Origin of the sequence: Hydrogenophaga sp., from assembly GCF_011772445.1 — a bacterium.
Taxonomy (GTDB): domain Bacteria; phylum Pseudomonadota; class Gammaproteobacteria; order Burkholderiales; family Burkholderiaceae_C; genus Hydrogenophaga.
On record NZ_WVZN01000047.1, the window covers coordinates 145,864 to 161,728 of the forward strand.

A 15,865-nucleotide genomic window follows, 5' to 3' on the forward strand; every position below is an offset into this window, starting at 1 on the left:
TATCGGGCCCCGGCCCGCACGGCCCGGCCAGACCCTCAGGCCTCGACGCCGGTGCTGATGTCCGCCACCTGCCCCGCCGCGATGGTGATGCGCCGCTCGCAGCGCTCGGCGATGCCGCGGTCGTGCGTGACCAGCACCAGCGTGGTGTGCTGCTCGCGGTTGAGCTCGAACATCAGCTCCATCACGCTGGCACCGGTGGCGAAGTCCAGACTGCCCGTGGGCTCGTCGGCCAGCAGCACGGCCGGGCGCACCACGAAGGCCCGCGCCAGGGCCACGCGCTGCTGCTCGCCGCCCGACAGCACCTTGGGGTAGTGGTTGAGGCGCTCGCCCAGGCCCACGCGCTGCAGCATCCGCGTGGCCGCGGCGCGCGCGTCGCGCCGCCCGGCCAGTTCCAGCGGCAGCATCACGTTCTCAAGGGCCGTGAGGTTCGCCAGCAGCTGGAAGCTCTGGAACACGAAGCCCACCTTCTCGGCCCGCAGGGCGGCGCGGCGGTCCTCGTCCATGGCGAACAGATCGACACCATCGATGTGAACCGTGCCCTGGGTCGGCGTATCCAAGCCCGCAATGATCGACAGCAGCGTGCTCTTGCCCGAGCCCGAGGCGCCCACGATGGCCACGGTTTCCGCGCGGCGCAGGCTGAAATCGATATCGCGCAGAATGGTCAGCGTGCCGGTCGAGTCGGACACCGACTTGAACACATGGTTGACCGCAATCATCACATCGGACATGAAACATTCCCTGAATTCGAACCGCCGCCACTTTAGCCTGAGCCTGCTGGCGGCGCTGGCTTTCGGGCCGGCGGGCGCCGTGCACGCCCAGGGCCAGGCGGCGCCCGTGGTGCTGGTGGTGGGCGACTCGCTCAGCGCCGAGTACGGGCTCAAACGCGGCAGCGGCTGGGTCGCCCTCACCGAAGAGCGGCTCAAAGACGAAAAGGTTCCGGCGCGGGTGGTCAACGCCAGCGTCAGCGGCGACACCACCTCGGGCGGGCGCTCGCGACTGCCGGCGCTGCTCAAGCAGCACCAGCCGGCGGTGGTGGTCATCGAGCTGGGCGGCAACGACGCCCTTCGCGGCCTGCCGCTGAACATGACACGCGACAACCTCACCGCCATGACCCGCGCCGCCAAGGCCGCCGGGGCGCGCGTCCTGCTGCTGGGCATGGAAATGCCGCCCAACTACGGCGCGAAGTACGGGCAGGAATTCCGCGAGCTGTTCGCCACCGTGGCGCGTGAGGAAAAGGCCGCGCTGGTGCCCTTCTTCCTCAAGGGCGTGGCCGACGGGGCCGACCCGCTCGCCCTCTTCCAGAGCGACCGCATCCACCCCAACGAGAAGGCCCAGCCGATGATGCGCGACACCGTGTGGCCGGCGCTGCGCAAGCTGGTGGCGGCCGGATAATCGGGCGCATGCCCGTTGCCACCCTGAGCGCCCCCGAGGCGCTGCGCCGCCTCGCCGAGTTCGACACCGTCATCGACGCCCGCACCGAGGACGAACACGCGCTCGACCACGTGCCGGGGGCGCTGAACTGGCCCACGCTGAACAACGCCGAGCGCATTCAGATCGGCACGATGTACAAGCAGGTCAGCCCCTTCGAGGCCAAGAAGCGCGGCGCCATGCTGGCCGCGCGCAACATCGCGGCCCACATCGAGCGCGAGGTGCTCGACACGCCCAAGGGCTGGCGCCCGCTGGTCTACTGCTGGCGTGGTGGCAACCGCAGCGGAGCACTCGCCACCATCCTGGGCGCCATCGGCTTTCAGGTCACGTTGATCGAAGGCGGCTACAAGGCCTGGCGCGCCGCGCTGGTGGACGACCTGCCTCGCCTGGCCGCCCGCCTGCACTACCGCGTGATCTGCGGCCCCACCGGCAGCGGCAAGACGCGCCTGCTGCACGCCCTGGCGGCCGAAGGCGCGCAGGTGCTCGACCTGGAGGGCCTGGCCTGCCACCGCAGCTCGGTGCTGGGCCACCTGCCCGGCCAGCCTCAGCCCAGCCAGAAGCGCTTCGACTCCCTGCTGTGGGACGCGCTGCGCCGCTTCGACCCCGCACGGCCGGTGTACGTGGAAAGCGAGAGCAAGAAGGTGGGCAACCTGCGCGTGCCCGACGGCCTGATGGACGCCATGCGGGCCAGCCCCTGCATCGCCCTGCGCCTGAGCAACGAGGAGCGCGTGGCGCTGCTGCTGGAAGACTACGACTACTTCGTGCGCGACCCGGCGCTGCTGATCGGGCGGCTGCAGGCCTTGCGTGCGCTGCGCGGAGGCGACGTGGTGAATGGCTGGATCGATCAGGTGCGAGCCGGTCGCACGCCCGAGATGGTGCGCGATCTGCTGGCCGAGCACTACGACCCGACGTACGCGAATTCGACGGCGCGCAATTTCCCTTTGTTCGCACAGGCGCGCGACTGCGCACCAGCGGATCGCCACCCCGAGGCGATGCGGGTGGCGGCGCGTCAGATCATCGAGAGCGAAGCGGCCCCGTTTGTGCTGAACGGCTGAACGGCGTCAATCGGCGCTGCCGGCACCACCCTCGCCCTGCCCGGCATCGCCCGGTGCACCGCCTGGGTTGCCGTCGGCTTGATCGGTGCCGTCGGGGTGGTCGCTCTTGCGAGCGGCCTTGTTGCGCAGCTTCTCTTCTTTCTTCTGCTTCTTGGCCAGCTCGCGCTGTCGTTTCTCGTAGCCGTAGTTGGGAGTTGCCAAAGCGCGCTTTCGAAAGGTTGGGAATTCAGGACTGCAAGCGGGGCAAGGCCTGGGCCAGATCGGCCCGCAGGTCCTCGACGTGTTCCAGGCCGATGGCAAAGCGTACCAGACCCCCCGCGTGAGGCCAACCCAAAGACCGGATGGAGGGCACGCGGTACGGGGCGCACAGGCTGATGGGGCCGGCCCAGCTCCAGCCCAGCTTGAACAGCTTGAGCGCGTCGCAGAAGGCGTCGATGCGCTCCTGCGAAATGGCGGCGTCGAAAGCGGCGCTGAACAGGCAGCCTGCCGCCCTCGCGTCGCGTTGCCAGTGGGCGTGGCCGGGCGAGCCCGGCAGCGCGGGGTGAAAGACCTGAGCGATCCCCGGCTGCTGCTGCATCCACGCGGCCAGCTCCCGCGTTGCGGCGTCCTGCGCGCGATAGCGCAGATCGATGGTGTGCAGGCCGCGCAGCACGAGTTCGGCGTCGTTCACGCCGATGTTCAGGCCGAGGCGCATGTGGCACAGCAGCACGGTGCGGTGCAGAGCTTCGTCGCGCGAGACGACCGAGCCCATCAGCACGTCGGCCCCGCCGCTGGGGTACTTGGTGAGGGCCTGCACCGACAGGTCCACGCCCAGCTCGAAGGGGGCGAAGGCAATGCCCGCGCCCCAGGTGTTGTCCAGCGCGGTGACGATGGGGCGCTCGCGCCCCTGGCTGGCCTGGCGCACCACGGCCACCAGGGCGGGGACATCGGGGAACTCGAGCGTGATGGAGCCCGGCGCCTCCAGCCACACCAAGCGCGTGGCGGGCGAGATCTTCGCGGCCAGGTCGGCTGGGTCCATCGCGTCGTAGAAGCGGTGCGTGATGCCCCAGGACTCCAGCTCCCCGGCGGCGAAGGTCTTGCCCGGGCCGTAGGCGTTGTCGGGGATCAGCAGTTCGTCGCCGGTGCGCAGAAAGGCCATGTCCACCAGTGCCACCGCCGCCAGGCCGCTGGGCGCCAGCACGCAGTGCGTGCCGCCTTCCAGAGTGGCGATGCGCTCCTCGAGCGTGAAGGTGGTGGGCGTGCCGTGCAGACCGTAGGTGTAGCCGCTCTTGTCTTTCCAGTCGTACGTACGCAGCGCGTGGACGTTGGGAAAGATGACGGTGGAGGCCTTGTGCACGCCGGGCGCGACGGCCTCGAAGCCCTCGGGGGGCTTGTAGGGGTGGTGGATGAGTTGGGTGGAGAGCTTGTTCATGGTTTCGGCGCCGGGCCGCCCCAAGCCGAAACGCACCCCCTCGGGGGGCAGCGACCCGCGCAGCGGCGGAGCGTGGGGGCCGTCACGGTTCTACAGCTTCCATTTCTCCAGCAGCTGCGCCGGGCGCAGGCTGTCGTAGCCCTCGAAGGGCTGGTGGATCCAGGGGTTGGTGGGCAGGAATTCCACCGAATAGTCGGGCGTGAAGGTGGACAACTGCTTGGTCCAGATCACCGCGCTGCGCAGCTCGGTGATGGGCGAGTAGTTGTTCTTGAGCAGGTCGATGACAACCTTGAGCGTGTGGCCGGAATCGGCCAGGTCATCGACCAGCAGCACCTTGCCCGCGATCTCGCCCTTGGGCGTGGTGATGTAGCGCGCGATGTCCAGCTTGCCCTGCACCGTGCCGGCTTCGGCGCGGTAGGAGCTGGTGGACATGATGGCCAGCGGCTTGTCGAAGATGCGCGAGAGGATGTCGCCCGGGCGCATGCCGCCGCGCGCCAGGCACAGGATGGTGTCGAACTCCCAGCCCGACTGGTACACCTTGAGCGCCAGCTTTTCGATGAGGTTGTGGTACTCGTCGTAGGAGACGTAGAGGTGTTTGCCGTCTTCGGTGAGCATGCGTGCGGACTCCGGGTGGGGTTCGGATGAGTGTGTCGTGGCGGGGTCGGGCGCCCTACCCGGGCTTTCCCGGGTTCAGCCCTGGAACGGGTGCTGCAACAGGATGGTGTGGTCGCGGTCGGGACTGGTGGACACCACGTGAATCGGCACGCCCGTGGTTTCCTGAATGCGCTGGAGGTAGTGGCGCGCGTTCGCGGGCAGGTCCTCGAAGCGGGTGACGCCCACGGAGGAATCCGTCCAGCCGGGGATGGTCTCGTAGATGGGCTTGCAGCGCGCGATCTCGTCGGCGCCCATGGGAAGGATGTCGATGCGCTCGCCATCGAGCTCGTAGCCGGTGCAGAGCTGCAGTTCGGTCAGGCCGTCGAGCACGTCGAGCTTGGTGATGCACAGGCCCGACAGCCCGTTGACCTGGGCCGAGCGCTTGAGCAGCGCGGCGTCGAACCAGCCGCAGCGGCGCGAGCGGCCGGTGGTGACGCCTTTTTCGGCGCCCACGGTGGCCATGTGCCAGCCGGGCGTGCCTTCCTTCTCCCAGTCGAGCTCGGTGGGGAACGGTCCGCCGCCCACGCGGGTGCAGTAGGCCTTGGTGATGCCCAGCACGTAATGCAGCAGTTGCGGACCCACGCCCGCGCCGGCGGCGGCGTTGCCGGCCACGCAGTTGCTGGAAGTGACGAAGGGGTAGGTGCCGTGGTCGATGTCGAGCAGCGTGCCCTGCGCGCCCTCGAACAGCAGGTTGGTGCCGGCCTGGTGCGCCTCGTTCAGTTCGCGCGACACATCGGCGATCATGGGCTTGAGCTGCTCGGCCTGGGCCATGGCCTCGGCGTACACGGGCTCGAACTGGATCGCGCCGTCCTTCATGTAGGGCGCGATCTTGTCGTCCCAGGCCATGTCGGCCGAATGCAGCCAGGTGGTGAGCACGTGGTTGTGCAGATCGAGCAGTTCGCGCAGCTTGGTGGCGAAGCGCTCGGGGTACTTCAGGTCCTGCACACGCAGTGCGCGGCGCGCGACCTTGTCTTCATAGGCCGGGCCGATGCCGCGGCCGGTGGTGCCGATCTTCTCGGTACCCGCCTTTGCCTTGGCGGCCTCGCGCGCGATGTCCACGGCGGCGTGAAACGGCAGGATGAGCGGGCAGGCCTCGCTCACGCGCAGGCGCGAGCGCACCTCGACGCCGGCTTTCTCCAGACCCGCGATCTCTTCGAACAGCTTGCCCACGGAGAGCACCACGCCGTTGCCGATGTAGCACTTGACGCCCGCGCGCATGATGCCGCTGGGGATGAGGTGCAGCGCGGTCTTCACGCCGTTGATGACCAGCGTGTGGCCCGCGTTGTGGCCACCCTGGAAGCGCACCACGCCCTGCGCGGTCTCGGTGAGCCAGTCAACCAGCTTGCCCTTGCCTTCGTCACCCCATTGGGTGCCGACCACCACCACGTTGCGCCCGGGGGTTGCGGCGCTGCCCTTGTTGCTCATTTCGCTTTCCAGTCAAAGAGGCCGGACGGTCCAGCCGCCCGGGCGGCTGGTGTCGGACACCAGCTCGCGGTCACAGAGGAATTCATCGACTTCGTGTTCGTGCCCTGGCAGCACGCAGACCACCGTGTGGCCCTGGGTGCGCAAGGCGGCGATCGCCTGGCGCAGGCTGGCGTCCATGCCCCAGGGGGCCCGGATGGCCGCCACCAGAGGCCGCGGCGCCACGCAGGCCACGAGCTCCCTCAGGTCGAGGCTGAAACCCACGGCCGGGCGCTTGCGTCCGAACACGGCCCCCACCTCGTCGTAGCGGCCGCCGCGCGCGATGTCGGCGGCGGGGCCGCGCGCGTCGCGTGCGAACACGGCGAAACGCACGCCCGTGTAGTAGGCGTAGCCCCGCAGGTCGGAGAGATCGAAGGACACCGACATGCCCTGCACGTGATCGGCGAGCCACTTCAACTCGTCGAGCGCGGCGTGCAGCGCCGGCGAAGGCGTGAGCACGCGACGGGCCTCGGCGAGCACCGAGGCGTCGCCGAACAGCGTGGCGAGCGCGGCCAGATCGCGTTGCGCGGCAACAGGCAGCGAGCGCGACAACAGGCGCAGTTCGGCCACGTCCTTGGCCGTGAGGGCCGCGTGCAGCCGCGCCACCGTGGCCGCGGGCAGGCCCAGCGGGTCGAGCACGGCATCGATGATGCGCACGTCGGCCAGATCGACCTGGAGCTCGCGCAGGCCGGCGCTGCGCAGGCAGGCCTGCGCCAGTTCGAGCGCCTCGAGGTCCGCCTCCAGGCCGGCATGGCCGTAGATCTCGGCGCCGAATTGCAGCGGCTCGCGGCTGGCACTGGGGCGCTCGCTGCGCGTGTGCACCACCGGGCCGCAGTAGCACAGGCGGGCCACGCCCTGGCGGTTGAGCAGGTGCGCGTCGATGCGCGCAACCTGTGGCGTGCTGTCGGCGCGCAGGCCCAGCGTGCGGCCGCTGAGCTGGTCGACGAGCTTGAAGGTGTGGAGATCGAGCGATTCGCCGGTGCCGGTCAGCAGCGACTCGATGTGCTCGAGCAACGGCGGCATCACCAGCTCATAGCCATGGCTGCGAGCGGTGTCCAGCAGGCTGCGGCGGAGTTCCTCGATGTGCCGGGCCTCTGAAGGCAGGACATCGGCAATGTGATCCGGGAGGACCCAGGCGGACATGGCGTTTTCAGGCGCTGTTAAAAGCGGGATTCTACCGGGGGCATCCGGGCGCCCCGGAAAGGAGGCGCCCGCCCTCAACCGAACAGCATCGCGATGAGGGTGCCCACCGCCACGCTGATCAGTCCGAAGAAGCGGATCTGCCCGTCACGCAGCGAGAGCATCTGCGTGAAGACGCGGCGCCAGCCGCTGGGAGACAGCAGCGGCAGCAGGCCCTCGAACACCAGCACGAGGCCCAGCGCCAACCACCAGGCGTCGCCACTGTCCATGTTCAACGCTGCGTCGCGGCGCTCGGGCTGCGCAGGGCGCGGAAGAAGTCGGTCGAGGGGTCGACCACCATCACGTCGTTGCGGCTGGTGAAGCTGGCCTTGTAGGCCTCCAGGCTGCGGTAGAACTGGGCGAAGCTCGGGTCGCGCCCAAAGGCCTCGGCGTACGACGCGGCGGCCGCGGCATCGCCCTCGCCCTTGATGCGCTGGGCGTCGCGGTAGGCCTCGGCGACGATGACCTCGCGCTGGCGGTCCGCGTCGGCGCGGATCGCCTCGCCCTCGGCGAAACCGGTGGAGCGCAGCTCATTGGCCACGCGCTTGCGCTCGGCCTCCATGCGCTGGTAGACCGAGGTCACGATGGATTCGGCGTAGTCGACGCGGTTGATGCGCACGTCCACCACCTCCATGCCCCAGGGCTGGTTGGCGCCTTGCACGGCCGCCACCACGCCACGCTGCACCTCGCGCATGAGCTCCTCGCGGCGCTCGGAGAGCAGCTCGCGCAGCGTGCGCTTGTTCACCTCCTGCTGGAAGGCGTTGCGCACCACGCGGTTGAGCTGCAGCGCACCGGCGCGTTCGTTCACGCCGACGTTGCGGATGTAGGCCTGGGGATCGCTGATGCGCCAGCGCACGTACCAGTCGATCACCACGCGCTGCTTCTCGGCAGTGAGCGTCGGTTCGCTGTCCTGGCTTTCGAGCGTGAGCAGGCGCTTGTCGATGTAGGTGACGTTCTGGAACGGCGGCGGCAGTTTGAAGTTCAGGCCGGGTTCGGTGACGACCTGCTTGATCTGGCCGAGTTGGTAGACCACGCCGAACTGGCGCTGGTCGACCACGAACAGCATGGAGCTGGCCACGGCCAGCAACACGATGAGGGAGGTGATGATGAAGCCAAGTTTGTTCATTTGGGTCTCCCGGCTTCAGCGGCTTTCGCGCTCGCGCGAACGGGCGGGATCCGTGCGCTCGATCGGGCTCGTCGTGGGTGCAGAGCTGCTCGGCGGGGTGGTGGTGATGGGCGCGCCCGGGGCACTGCTGCCGGACCCCGCGGCCTGCATCAGGCGGTCGAGCGGCAGGTACAGCAGGTTGGAGCCGCCATTCTGGGTGTCCACGAGCACCTTGGTCACGTTGCCGTAGATCTGCTGCATCGTCTCGGTGTAGAGGCGATCGCGTGTGACCTGCGGCGCCTTCTGGTACTCGGCCAGCACCGACTTGAAGCGCTGGGCGTCACCCTGCGCCTGAGCGGAAATGCGGGCTTTGTAGCCTTCGGCTTCTTCCTTCAGGCGCGAGGCCGTGCCTCGGGCGCGCGGCACCACGTCGTTGGCGTAGGCCTCGGCCTCGTTCTTGGCGCGCTCGCGCTCCTGGCCTGCTCGCAGCACGTCGTCGAACGCCGCCTGCACCTGCTCGGGCGGGCGCACCCCGCCCTGCTGCAGGTTCACGGCCACCACGTCGATGCCCACGTTGTAGCGGTCGAGGATGGTCTGCATGAGCGTGCGCACGCGCGGGGCGATCTGGTCGCGTTCCTCTGCGAGCACGGCGTCCATTTTCATCTTGCCCACCACCTCGCGCACCGCGGTTTCCGCGGCCTTGAGCACGGCGAGGTCGGGGTCGCGGCTTTCGAACAGGAAGGCGCGCGCGTCGCTCAGGCGGTACTGCACCACGAACTTGATGTCGACGATGTTCTCGTCCTCGGTGAGCATGGACGATTCGCGCAGCCCGGTGGCCGGCACGATGTTGTCGCGGCCCACGTCGACCGAACGCAGCTGCGTCACGAACACGGTCTCATGGCGCTGCACGGGGTACGGCAGGCGCCAGTTGAAGCCCGCGCCCACGGTGCTGTGGTATCGGCCGAACTGCGTGATGACGGCCTGCTGGCCTTCCTGCACGATGAAGAAGCCGGTGCCCAGCCAGATCAGCACCGCGATGCCGATGATCAGCCCCGCTCCGAACCCGGCGGCCTTGGGGTTGGGATTGAAGCCCGGCCGGCCACCGCCACCACCGTTGCCACCGCCATTGGAGCCGCCCTGCCCATTGGGCCGGCGGTTGCCCAGCAGGCCGCCGAGTTTGCGGTTGAAGTCGCGCCAGAGTTCGTCCAGATCGGGCGGCCCCTGGTTGGGGCCCTGGCCCCGCGGGGGGCGCTGCGGAGAACGCGGATCGTCCTCGCCACGGCCGTTCTGGTCGCCGTCGTCGCGGCCCCAGCGTGGGTCGTTGAGGTTGAAGACGCCCAGCCAGCGGCGCCAGTCACGCGAGCGGGCCGGCGCGGAATTGCGCCCGGCGTGCGGGGTCCCAAGGTTCACATCCATGCTCGGTGTTGTTCCTGTTATCGACTCGGAGTTCACATTGTGCCCAATCAGGGCAACGGGTCCGCGGCTTCGGCGGTCTGCAAGGGGTCTTGTTCTGCCAACGGAGCCTGCCGGCGCGCCACCTCGCCCGCCAGCCAGGCCCGCAGTTCGGGCAGGCCGTCGCCCGAGAGCGCGCTCACGAACACCCGCGGCACGCTCTGGCCATCGAGTTCCATGGCATCCAGCGCCCGCCGGGGGCGGTTCGCCGGGTCCATGGCGTCGATCTTGTTGAACACCAGCAACTGCGGCACCTCGGCCGCACCGATCTCGCCGAGCACGCGCTGCACAGCGGCGATCTGCTCGGGGTGGTCGGGGTTGGCGGCGTCCACCACATGCAACAACAGGTCGGCGTCGGCCGCTTCCTGCAGCGTGGCGGCGAAGGCGTCCACCAGGCCGTGGGGGAGCTCGCGGATGAAGCCGACCGTGTCGGACAAGGACACCGAGCGCCCCGCCTCGCCCAGGTAGAGCTGGCGCGTGGTGGTGTCCAGGGTGGCGAATAGCTGGTCGGCGGCGTAGGTACGCGCCTTCACCAGGGCGTTGAAGAGCGAGCTCTTGCCCGCGTTGGTGTAGCCCACCAGCGAGATGGTGAAGGCATCGCGCCGCTGGCGCTGGCGGCGCTGCGTGGCGCGCTGCTTCTTGACCTTCTCGAGCCGCTCCTTGGTGCGCTTGATGGCCTCGTTGATCATGCGGCGGTCGAGTTCGATCTGCGTCTCGCCGGGGCCGCCGCGCATGCCGATGCCGCCGCTCTGGCGCTCCAGGTGCGACCAGCGCCGCACCAGCCGCGTGGACAGGTACTGCAGCCGCGCCAGCTCGACCTGCAGCTTGCCTTCGTGGCTGCGCGCGCGCTGCGCGAAGATCTCCAGGATCAGCAGGGTGCGGTCGTTGACCGGACAGCCCAGGTGGCGCTCGAGGTTGCGCTGCTGAGCCGGGCTCAGCGCCTGGTCGAACAGCACCTCGGCAGCGCCGGTGGATTGCACCAGCATCTTGATCTCGTCGGCCTTGCCGGAACCCACGAACAGGGCCGGATCGGGCGCGCGGCGCTTGCAGGTGACCCGGTCGGCCACGCGGTAGCCGGCCGTTTCGGCCAACTGGCCCAGCTCCTGCAGATCGGCATCGAAATGGGGATACCCGAAGTCGACCCCCACCAGGATGACCGGTGGCGTGGCGTTCGGGAGAGAGGGGGTGGGTGCTGTCAAATCGGTGGGGCAACGCGCCCTGCGTTGCCCGCCCGGCCGTCAGGGCGTGCCTGGCGGCTCGGGCTGCGCGTGTCTCGCAGTGGCGGACTCAGGCGGCGTTGGGATCGTCGGGGTTGTTGACCGAGAACTGCACGGGACGACCGGGAACGATGGTCGAGATGGCGTGCTTGTAGACCATTTGCGTCACGGTGTTGCGCAGCAGGACGACATACTGGTCGAAGGACTCGATCTGACCCTGCAGCTTGATGCCGTTGACCAGGTAGATCGAAACGGGGACGTGTTCCCGGCGCAGTTGGTTCAGGAACGGGTCTTGCAAGAGCTGGCCTTTGTTGTTGCTCACGATATGCTCCGTGTTCGGCTGGTTTTGGAGGGTGGAAACATACCACACGGCCACGTCCCGTGGCCTCACCAGGCCATTTATTCGGCTTTGAACGGGTTGCTGGACGTCTTGAATTCGATCCGCAGCGGGGTGCCGACGAGATCGAATGCCTTGCGGAAGCGCCCTTCGAGGAATCGCCGGTAGGCGTCGGGCACGCGGTCGAGCGAGTTGCCGTGGATCACGATGACGGGCGGGTTCATGCCGCCCTGGTGGGCGTAGCGCATCTTGGGCCGCGCCTGCCCGCCGCGCGAGGGCGCCTGGAAGGCCACCGCCTCTTGCAGCAGACGGGTCAGCACCGGGGTGGACATCTTGCGCATGGCCGAGGCGTGCGCCTGGGCGATGGATGCCCAGAGGGGAGCGAGCCCTTGGCGCTTGCGCGCCGAGATGCGGTGCAGCGCGGCGAACTTCAAAAAGGCCAGCCGGGTTTCGATCTGGCGTTCGATCTGCTCGCGCTGGTAGCTGTCCACCGCGTCCCATTTGTTGATGGCCACCACCACGGCCCGCCCGCTCTCCAGGATGTAGCCCGCGATGTGGGCGTCCTGGTCGGTCACGCCCTGCGTGGCATCGAGCAGCAGCAGCACCACATGGGCGCTTTCGATGGCCTGCAGGGTCTTGATGACCGAGAACTTCTCGATCGCTTCGAACACGCGGCCCTTGCGGCGCAGGCCGGCGGTGTCCACCAATTCGAAGCGCTGTCCGTTGCGTTCGAAGGGCACACGAATGGCGTCGCGCGTGGTGCCCGGCATGTCGAAGGCGACCAGGCGCTCCTCGCCGAGCCAGGCGTTGATCAGGGTGGACTTGCCCACGTTGGGGCGGCCGGCCACCGTGAGGCGGATGGTGTCGGGCGCGGCCTGCTCCTCGTCCTCGTCGGGCTCGACCAGGCCGGGCAGGCGCTCCAGCGCGGCTTCGATCATCGAGCGCACGCCCTGCCCATGCGCGCCGGAGACAGGCAATACCTCGCCCAGGCCCAGCTCGAAAAACTCGAGGAACTGCGCGCCCTGGGTCATGCCCTCGGCCTTGTTGGCCACCAGCACGCAGGGCTTGCCCAAGCGGCGCAGGTAGGTGGCGATGTCGTGGTCCTGCGCGCTCAGGCCGGCACGCGCGTCGACCACGAACAGCACCACGTCGCTCTCGGCCACGGCCTGGCGCGTCTGCTGGGCCATCTCGCGGTAGATGCTGCCCTCGCCCGCGTCGGGTTCGAAGCCGCCGGTGTCGATGACGATGTATTCCTGCTTGCCCAGGCGCCCGTTGCCGTAGTGGCGGTCGCGCGTGAGGCCCGCCAGGTCGGCCACGATGGCGTCGCGGGTGCCCGTGAGGCGGTTGAACAGCGTGGACTTGCCCACATTGGGGCGGCCCACGAGGGCGACGACGGGTTTCATGGGCAGGGCCGCAAGCCTTCTCTTATTCGGGGCGCCAGGCGTACAGCGCGCCGCGCGCGGTCATGACGACCAGTGCGTCGCCGGCCAGCAGCGGTTGGGAGACGATGGCCGAACCGTCGGTGGACAGACGGGCCATTTCGCTGCCGTCCTCGCGCGACAGAACGTGCACCAGGCCGGTGCCGTCGCCCACGGCGATCACGCGGCCCAGAGCCAGGGGCGCACTCAACTGGCGGTGCTTGAGGCGTTCGGAGCTCCAGGCCTGCTCGCCGCTGTCGCGCCGCCAGGCGAGCAGGGTGCCGTTGCTTTCGCTGCCGAACACCAGGCGATCGTCGCCGTGCACGCCCACCACGCCCTGGGCGGGTTTGGTCCAGATGACCGAGCCGCGCACGCCGTCGAGGCAACCCACGGCGGCGGAATAGGCGCGCACGCAGATGTTGGTGCCGATGCGGCCGACGGGCGCCACGACGTCCACGAGGCGCTCGACCTCGTTCGTGCCGCGCGAGGTGGCCACCAGGGACTCCCAGCGCACCGTGCCGTTGTCGGGGTTGAGGCCGACCAGGCGGCCGGACACGCCAGCCACCAGCGTGTCGCCCACCGCCGCCAGCGCGGCCGGCTGGTTGAGCGTGAGCGGGTCGCCCGTGCGGGTCTGGCCCCAGAGGCGCGCGCCGTTGGCGGCGTCGTAGGCCACCACGGTGCGGTCGGCCGTGAGCACGAAGACCCGGCCGCCAGCCACCAGCGGCGGCGTGAAGGAACGCGCCGGCAAGCGCACGCGCCAGCGGGATTCGCCGTCGGCGATGGCCACGAGCACGTTCTCGGCGGTGATGACGGCGGCGGTCTGGCCGTCGCTGCCGACGCCCGTGGACAGGCGCGTGCGCAGGTCCAGGCGCCAGACGTCGGCGCCGGTGCTGGCGTTGATCGCTGCCACCACGCCCGAGGCGCCCGCTGCATAGACGCGGCCACCGGCGTGCACCGGCACGAAGCCCGACCCGCCCTCGCCCACGCTGGCGGTCCAGATCTGGCGCACGCCCATCAACTGGGCCGCCGGGCCCAGATCGGCTGGCTGCGGTTTCTTGGGGCCCGAGGAGCAGGCCGCGAGGGTGAGCGCGGCCGCGAGGCACAGGCCGGCGGCGATCAGGCGTTGGCGCTTCATGGCTTGGCCCCCCCGTCCACGTCCACGCCCAGCGAGGCCAGCTTCACGGCCACCAGGCGGCGCAGCTCGTTGCCGGCCTCCAGCGCTTTCCAGGCGGCCTCGTACTGGGCCTTGGCCTCGTCCGACTTGCCCTGAGCCAGCAGCACATCGCCCCGGCGGTCGGCCATCAGCGGCTCGAAGGACGCGGGCACCTTGGCCTGCAGCACCTGCAGGGCCGCGTCGGGCTTCTCGGCCTGCAACTCCACCGAGGCCAGGCGCAGGCGCGCAACGGCCTGCAGGCCTTCGTCCCTGCTGTCGGACAGCACCGCCTGCAGCGCCTCGCGGGCCTTGTCGAGCCGCCCGCCATCGAACAGCGCCTTGCCCGCCAGCAGGCCGGCCTGGGCCGAGAAGGTGGTGCCGCCGAAATCGGCGCGCATGTCGGAGAGCACGCGGTCCACGCGGTCCAGGTCCTTGGCCTGCACGGCGCGGTCGACTTCCTCGTAGAGCACCGCCGCCTTGGCCGACTGGTTGCGCTGCCACCAGTTCCAGCCGTTGTACGCGGCGAAGGAGCCGAAGACCACGATCAGCACCCAGCTGATGAGGTTGCCGTACTTGGCCCAGAAGTGTTTGAGCTGGTCGAGCTGTTCCTGCTCTTCGAGGTCGAGGTGTTTGGCCATGGGTGCTGGACGGACGCGAAAGTGCTGGATTGTAGGTAGGCGGGCGCGCTCAGTCGGCGCTCAGTCGGCGCGCAGTCGGGCCGCGATGGCGGCCGGATCGGCCAGAGGCAGCACCCATTGCGCGGTGGCGGCGTCGCGATCGCCGCGCAAGGGCTTGAGCGCCACCTGTCCCTGGGCGAGTTCGTCGGCGCCGAAGATGAGCGCGAAGCGCGCGCCGCTGGCGTCGGCCTTCTTGAATTGCGACTTCATGCTGCCCATGCCCTCGGCACCGGCGGCGTGCATCTGCACACGGGCACCGGCCTGGCGCAGGGCGCGCAGCAGCGGCATCACCTGCGACAGGGAAGCCGCGTCGGGCACCACGGCGTAGGCGTCGGGCGTGGGCGGCTCGGGCAGTCGGCCCTGCTCCTTGAGCAGCTCGAGGATGCGTTCCATGCCCAGCGCCCAGCCCACGGCCGGCGTGGGCTTGCCACCGATCTGTTCGAACAGGCCGTCGTAGCGGCCACCGGCGCACACCGTGCCCTGAGAGCCGAGCTGCGTGGTGACGAACTCGAACACGGTGAGGTTGTAGTAATCCATGCCGCGCACCAGGCGCGGATTGACGCGGTAGGCAATGCCGTGGGCGTCGAGCAGGGCCTTCACGCGGTCGAAGTGCGCGAGCGACTCGGGCCCCAGGTGGTCGATGAGCTGCGGCGCCGCGTTGACCATGTCCTGCATGGCGGGGTTCTTGGTGTCCAGGATGCGCAGTGGGTTGCTGTGCAGGCGGCGCTTCGCGTCCTCGTCGAGCAGGCTGGCGTGCGACTCGAAGTGGGCGATGAGGGCCTGCCGGTGCGCCAGGCGCTCGGCCGGCTGGCCCAGGCTGTTGATCTCGAGTTCGATGCCGGTGAGGCCCAGGGTGGCCCAGAGGTCGCTGGCCAGCACGATCAGCTCCACGTCCACGTCGGGGCCGGCGAAACCCAGGGCCTCGGCGCCGACCTGGTGGAACTGGCGGTAGCGGCCGCGCTGCGGGCGCTCGTGGCGGAACATCGGGCCCATGTAGTACAGGCGCTTGGGGCCTTCGTAGAGCATGTTGCTCTCGAGCGCGGCGCGCACCACGCCCGCGGTGTTCTCGGGTCGCAGGGTGAGCTGCTCGCCGTTGAGCTTGTCTTCGAAGGAGTACATCTCCTTCTCGACGATGTCGGTCACCTCGCCCAGGCCGCGCACGAACAGGGCCGTGGGCTCCACGATGGGGGTGCGCAGGTTGCGGTAGCCGTAGCGCGCCATGAGCGCGCGCAGCTGGTCTTCCAGCCACTCCCAGTGCGCCGACTGCGGAGGGGCGATGTCGTTCATGCCTTTGACGGCAACCAGTTTCTCTGCCATG

General features: G+C 69.3%; 17 protein-coding genes. 2 read left to right on the forward strand and 15 right to left on the reverse strand.

The window, feature by feature from the left end; all coding sequences use genetic code 11:
• Positions 1–35: 35 nt before the first annotated feature.
• On the reverse strand, positions 36–728 hold the full coding sequence (locus GTO19_RS19915; protein ID WP_291024074.1) for an ABC transporter ATP-binding protein: 693 nt from the start codon (positions 726–728) through the stop codon (positions 36–38).
• Between GTO19_RS19915 and GTO19_RS19920 the strand changes: the two genes are divergently transcribed.
• Both GTO19_RS19920 and mnmH read left to right on the forward strand, forming a co-directional pair.
• The gene (locus tag GTO19_RS19920; protein ID WP_291024077.1) at positions 727–1,392 is read left to right on the forward strand and encodes an arylesterase; all 666 of its coding nucleotides are present in this window, start codon (positions 727–729) and stop codon (positions 1,390–1,392) included. The genes GTO19_RS19915 and GTO19_RS19920 overlap by 2 nt on opposite strands.
• An 8-nt stretch (positions 1,393–1,400) precedes the next feature.
• Positions 1,401–2,483, forward strand: coding sequence for a tRNA 2-selenouridine(34) synthase MnmH (gene mnmH / locus GTO19_RS19925; RefSeq protein WP_291024080.1), 1,083 nt, complete (start codon positions 1,401–1,403; stop codon positions 2,481–2,483).
• A gap of 6 nt (positions 2,484–2,489) precedes the next feature.
• Here the strand turns inward: mnmH and GTO19_RS19930 are convergent, their stop codons facing one another.
• From GTO19_RS19930 to hisS, 14 genes are all read right to left on the reverse strand, one after another.
• Positions 2,490–2,684: a hypothetical protein gene (locus tag GTO19_RS19930; protein WP_291024083.1), complete on the reverse strand. Its 195-nt coding sequence runs from the start codon at positions 2,682–2,684 to the stop codon at positions 2,490–2,492.
• 25 nt (positions 2,685–2,709) lie between these two features.
• Positions 2,710–3,894 carry a PLP-dependent transferase gene (locus GTO19_RS19935; protein WP_291024085.1) on the reverse strand — a complete coding sequence of 395 codons (1,185 nt, stop codon included), beginning with the start codon at positions 3,892–3,894 and terminating at the stop codon, positions 2,710–2,712.
• Between the two features lie 90 nt (positions 3,895–3,984).
• On the reverse strand, positions 3,985–4,509 hold the full coding sequence (locus GTO19_RS19940) for a phosphoribosyltransferase (protein WP_291024087.1): 525 nt from the start codon (positions 4,507–4,509) through the stop codon (positions 3,985–3,987).
• A 75-nt stretch (positions 4,510–4,584) separates the two neighbouring features.
• On the reverse strand, positions 4,585–5,973 hold the full coding sequence (locus GTO19_RS19945) for an adenylosuccinate synthase (protein WP_291024089.1): 1,389 nt from the start codon (positions 5,971–5,973) through the stop codon (positions 4,585–4,587).
• Positions 5,974–5,985: 12 nt separating this feature from the next.
• Complete coding sequence (locus tag GTO19_RS19950; protein WP_291024091.1) at positions 5,986–7,152, reverse strand: ATP phosphoribosyltransferase regulatory subunit; 1,167 nt, start codon at positions 7,150–7,152, stop codon at positions 5,986–5,988.
• Between the two features lie 74 nt (positions 7,153–7,226).
• Positions 7,227–7,418: a DUF2065 domain-containing protein gene (locus tag GTO19_RS19955; protein WP_291024093.1), complete on the reverse strand. Its 192-nt coding sequence runs from the start codon at positions 7,416–7,418 to the stop codon at positions 7,227–7,229.
• A gap of 2 nt (positions 7,419–7,420) precedes the next feature.
• A complete protein-coding gene (hflC, locus tag GTO19_RS19960) occupies positions 7,421–8,314 on the reverse strand; it encodes a protease modulator HflC (protein WP_291024095.1) in 894 nt (297 codons plus the stop codon).
• 15 nt (positions 8,315–8,329) lie between these two features.
• The gene (gene hflK / locus GTO19_RS19965) at positions 8,330–9,709 is read right to left on the reverse strand and encodes an FtsH protease activity modulator HflK (protein WP_291024097.1); all 1,380 of its coding nucleotides are present in this window, start codon (positions 9,707–9,709) and stop codon (positions 8,330–8,332) included.
• A gap of 47 nt (positions 9,710–9,756) precedes the next feature.
• On the reverse strand, positions 9,757–10,944 hold the full coding sequence (gene hflX, locus GTO19_RS19970) for a GTPase HflX (protein ID WP_291024100.1): 1,188 nt from the start codon (positions 10,942–10,944) through the stop codon (positions 9,757–9,759).
• 88 nt (positions 10,945–11,032) lie between these two features.
• Positions 11,033–11,338, reverse strand: a complete 306-nt coding sequence (gene hfq / locus GTO19_RS19975) for an RNA chaperone Hfq (RefSeq protein WP_291024102.1) — start codon at positions 11,336–11,338, stop codon at positions 11,033–11,035.
• Between the two features lie 23 nt (positions 11,339–11,361).
• Positions 11,362–12,702: a ribosome biogenesis GTPase Der gene (gene der / locus GTO19_RS19980; protein ID WP_291024105.1), complete on the reverse strand. Its 1,341-nt coding sequence runs from the start codon at positions 12,700–12,702 to the stop codon at positions 11,362–11,364.
• Positions 12,703–12,724: 22 nt separating this feature from the next.
• Positions 12,725–13,852, reverse strand: coding sequence for an outer membrane protein assembly factor BamB (gene bamB, locus GTO19_RS19985; protein ID WP_291024106.1), 1,128 nt, complete (start codon positions 13,850–13,852; stop codon positions 12,725–12,727).
• On the reverse strand, positions 13,849–14,508 hold the full coding sequence (locus tag GTO19_RS19990; RefSeq protein ID WP_291024110.1) for a tetratricopeptide repeat protein: 660 nt from the start codon (positions 14,506–14,508) through the stop codon (positions 13,849–13,851). The genes bamB and GTO19_RS19990 overlap by 4 nt, the downstream gene beginning before the upstream one ends.
• Positions 14,509–14,568: 60 nt before the next feature.
• Positions 14,569–15,864, reverse strand: a complete 1,296-nt coding sequence (gene hisS / locus GTO19_RS19995) for a histidine--tRNA ligase (RefSeq protein WP_291024111.1) — start codon at positions 15,862–15,864, stop codon at positions 14,569–14,571.
• Position 15,865: the final 1 nt, after the last annotated feature.